The sequence below is a fragment of the Paraburkholderia atlantica genome (genome assembly GCF_009362785.1).
Classification (GTDB): domain Bacteria; phylum Pseudomonadota; class Gammaproteobacteria; order Burkholderiales; family Burkholderiaceae; genus Paraburkholderia; species Paraburkholderia atlantica.
In genome coordinates this window covers 1-3,614 of record NZ_WHNQ01000133.1, presented here as the reverse complement: position 1 = coordinate 3,614, position 3,614 = coordinate 1, and the positions used below count along the sequence as shown (strand labels likewise).

Here is a 3,614-nt window from a genome sequence, read left to right as displayed (position 1 = left end):
TGCGTTGGGTGCGCCGCTATACGCCCGAGTTCGTCAAGGGCTGGAACCATTTTGCCACGTCTGCGGGACGGTCGTGGAGGGTTGACGAGACGTACCTGAAGATCCGGGGCAAATGGGTTTATCTATATCGGGCGGTGGATCGGGACGGCCAGACGGTAGACTTCATGCTCAGGGCAAAGCGCGATGTGGCCGCGGCAAAAGCCTTTTTCGGCAAGGCGGTCAAACATCAAGGCCGGCCACCGGAGACGGTCACCCTCGATGGGTATGCCGCGTCGCACCGGGCCGTGCGTGAGATGAAGATTGACGGCCTGCTTCCCGAGGACACGAAGGTGCGCTCTTCGAAGTATCTCAACAATCTGATCGAACAGGACCATCGACACATCAAGTCAAGAACGAACGTGATGCCTGGATTCAAACGGTTCAGAAGTGCCGCGATCACGATTTCAGGCATCGAGTTGATGCATCGCATTCGCAAGGCGCAGTTCGACCTCTGCGCGCTCAGGCTCAGCGATACCACCGCGCCCGCGGTTTGGAACGCCGTCCTGTTCAATCGATAAGGTATCCAAATCTATAAAGATTATTTTCGGCCACGCTACCTATTTGCACCGGAGCCTCCACAGCACGATCGCGGCGGGGACCAGTTTCAGCCCGCAGGCGCGATAGCGCTGAGCCTCGAGGCACTGTCAGGTTGCTGGAGATGTGACGGTAAAATGAAGTGATGAAGAAGATGAAATCGCCTTATCACGGCCACCGTTTCCCTGCTATTGTCATCAGTTGCGCCGTTCGCTGGTACTGATATGACTTTGCGTGTCAATCGCGAGATTGGTTTTCAGGTTGTTGCATCGACGCATGAATTTCCTGAGGGCGGCGCAGCAGTAAGTCTCGACGGTGGATCACACTTCTATGAGCAGGACTTCTGTCAAGATCCCTTTTCCCGAAATTTCGATAACCTGTCTGACCTGTTTTTGGCCTGAAGCCGTGCTTGCGCTCGTGAGAAGAACCAGCATCCTCACCGCCTTCTATCCGCTGGCGTGTCACCAGCCTTATCCTGCATGCGCGTTACGCCGGAATCATTTGCCCGGGAACATGCCCCATCTGAAAGTATTCGGTTGCTTCAGCAACCCAGTGTGACCACGAGCATGTTCACTTCAACCATGTTTGCTACGTCACTGCCTGGCCAAACCTTTATCTCCTTCCTGCCAAACCTTAGGGGCTTATGTGGACTTCAGCTGTGCGCCGTCAGGGATGACGCCGTCTTTCAGATAGCGCCACAGCGCAATGGCAAGACGTCGCGCGACCGCGACGATGGCGACGCGTCGCGCGCGTCGGTTCGGTCCCGTACCTTGTGTGCGGTGGTTAAACCATTTGGCCAATGCGCTGCCGGGCTGGTAGCGAAGCCAGGTCCACGCCATCTCGATCAGCAGCGCGCGCACCCGCCGGTTTCCCTGTTTGCTGATCCCTTGGTCGACCTGGCTTTCGCCACTGTCGTAGGGTTGTGGCACGAGCCCGATGCACGCACCGACTTCGCGGCGGTTGTCGAACTCTCGCCAGAAGAGCTCGAGGGCAAGGCGCGAGGCGCCTACTTCGCCAATCCCCTGCAGGCGTGCCAGCACATCGCAACGCTGGCGCGCGGGTGCTGGTACGTTTGCCTGTCGCGTCTTCTCCAGCGCCGCAAGTTGCTGTTCGACGAGTGCGAGCCGTTCGCACTCGCGCATTAACCGCTCACGCAGCTCGTGCGGTAACGGCGCTCCGTCATGGCAGCGCACTTCCTCGCGTTCGAGCCGCTTGGCGAAGGTACGGTGATCGACCGCATCCCAGCAACCGAGCGTGACCAGGAGCTTACGCATCCGGTCGCGGTGCTGCAGCACTTCCTTCTGCAGTTGGCCGCGCTCGCGCGTCAGCTGGCGCGATGCGTCATCCTGCGGTGACGGCACGTGCACGACGTGGATGCGGTCGCGCTCGCCGCGCAGCCATGCGCGCAGATTGATCACCAGCTTGATTACATCGAGCCGGTCGGTCTTCGCGCGCCGCCTGTGACGTTCAACCGGGGTGCTGGCCGGATCGATGACGTAGCACTCGATGCCGTGCACCTGCAGCGCGCGACAGATCCAGAACGCGTCCTGCCCGGCTTCGTAGTTCACGACCGTGCGTACGCCGGCCGGCAGCGACCACTTCTTCTTGTGCTCCTCGATCAGGTCCAGGACCGCCTGCAGACGCGCCGCGGCCTGTGGTTGTGCGAGGGTCTGCACGGCCGGCTTCTCGCGCCGGCCGTCGTGAAGCGCGACTTTCCATTTGGCCGCCGCCAGTTCCAGCGACACTGCCAGCACGAGTACGTCACCATGACCCGTGTATGCCTGATCGGTACGCATGATCTTCTCCTGTGAGCAAACCTCGGCAAGCTGATTTTAGGCGTCAGCCCGTCGAGGCCCTCGCTTCATAGGATCTGATATCCGCGGGTTGGATACCGCATTGCAGAGGTCCGCCTCATGAGCCTGCCGCTAACTTCCGCCGCAAGTTGGTGATGCCCGTTGCGTAATACCATCGCGGGTTGCTCGGATGCCGGGCTGCGCCGCCTTCAGGAAACTCCTTACGTTGTTCGGGGAATCACACACAGGCCGCGGACAGTTTGCTGCGAGGTATTGCAAGCGACATGGCCAGTCGACTGATGTCCCAGATGAACGCTGCCAGTTCGCGGGCAATAGCCACGACCGTGATGTTGATGGGCTTGCCTCGCGCGGTCAGCCGGCGGAATCGTCGACACAGCCGTACCTAGGCGTCCCAGGCGCGGTCGATGATGGCCTTGGGCAGACCTTCGAGACGGCCCTGGATTTCCGGACTGACGCGGGCAGGATGGCGATAACTCCAGGCCGCTTCGACCAGCAGCCTTCGGGCGTAGCTGTTGCCGGTTTTGGTAATGCTGCCCTGCCGGCGTTTGCCTCCCGATGAATGCTCGGATGGGGTTACGCCGAGCCAGGCCATCAGCTGACGCGGGTGTTCGAAGCGGGACAGGTCGCCCACTTCTGAAACCATCTCGACGGCGGTAACGAACGGGACGCCCCGCATGGCCTGCAGGGCCAGCACTACCGGATAGAAGCGCCAGGAGATCACCGCTTCGCGCAGGGCTGTTTCGAGACGGGCGCACTGCGCAAGCCGGTCCTCGATCGTGCGCCGGTGTTCGTCAAAGGCAAGGTGCTGCCAGGCACTAGGAAACGAACAGCGGCCCAGCCAGCGACGGTGCGCCTCGCCCCAGTTTGCGCTGCCGGTATAGCGAACGCCATGCGCGAGCAGGAACGATTTCAGTCGATGCCGTGCACGCCGGTTCTGTTGCAGTAAGGGTGTCGGGACGAGAAATGTCGATATGATAAGTATTGCTTATGACCCAAGGGAGTAAAACTGCTGGGAAGCAGACGACGGGTCTTTGCCCGCACATTTCATCTGTCCTTTCCTGATCATGTGCATTACCTCGATGCCGCCGAGAATGACCCTCGCACGGTGGAAGTTCTTGAATCCCAGCATCGGCCGGCTCCGGCGTTTGATAGCCCGATGGTCCTGTTCGACAATGTTGTTCAGGTACTTGATCTGACGGACCTTGATCGGCGTCTCGCGATCGGCAT

The 3,614-nt window shown here is 60.2% G+C and carries 3 protein-coding genes and 2 pseudogenes; 2 read left to right on the top strand and 3 right to left on the bottom strand.

Features of this window, described 5'->3' with window-relative positions; all coding sequences use genetic code 11:
• Window positions 1-557 (top strand): IS6 family transposase (locus GCT19_RS41230; protein WP_152855034.1); only part of this gene is annotated, 557 nt, incomplete at its 5' end.
• Window positions 558-718: 161 nt separating this feature from the next.
• Window positions 719-793: pseudogene (locus GCT19_RS44225) on the top strand (IS6 family transposase); the annotation flags it as partial.
• Between the two features lie 421 nt (window positions 794-1,214).
• Here the strand turns inward: GCT19_RS44225 and GCT19_RS41220 are convergent.
• From GCT19_RS41220 to GCT19_RS41210, 3 genes and pseudogenes are all read right to left on the bottom strand, one after another.
• Window positions 1,215-2,369 (bottom strand): IS110 family RNA-guided transposase, encoded by a 1,155-nt coding sequence (locus tag GCT19_RS41220; protein WP_152855033.1) that lies wholly within the window; start codon window positions 2,367-2,369, stop codon window positions 1,215-1,217.
• Between the two features lie 235 nt (window positions 2,370-2,604).
• A pseudogene (locus GCT19_RS41215) lies at window positions 2,605-3,318 on the bottom strand (IS110 family RNA-guided transposase); the annotation flags it as partial.
• Window positions 3,319-3,372: 54 nt separating this feature from the next.
• A partial coding sequence (locus GCT19_RS41210; RefSeq protein WP_152855032.1) for a DDE-type integrase/transposase/recombinase occupies window positions 3,373-3,614 on the bottom strand: 242 nt, incomplete at its 5' end.

Bases quoted from the DNA above. Each gene is read 5' to 3' on its own strand.
- GCT19_RS41220 (WP_152855033.1), bottom strand. From the start codon at position 2,369: ATGCGTACCGATCAGGCATACACGGGTCATGGTGACGTACTCGTGCTG.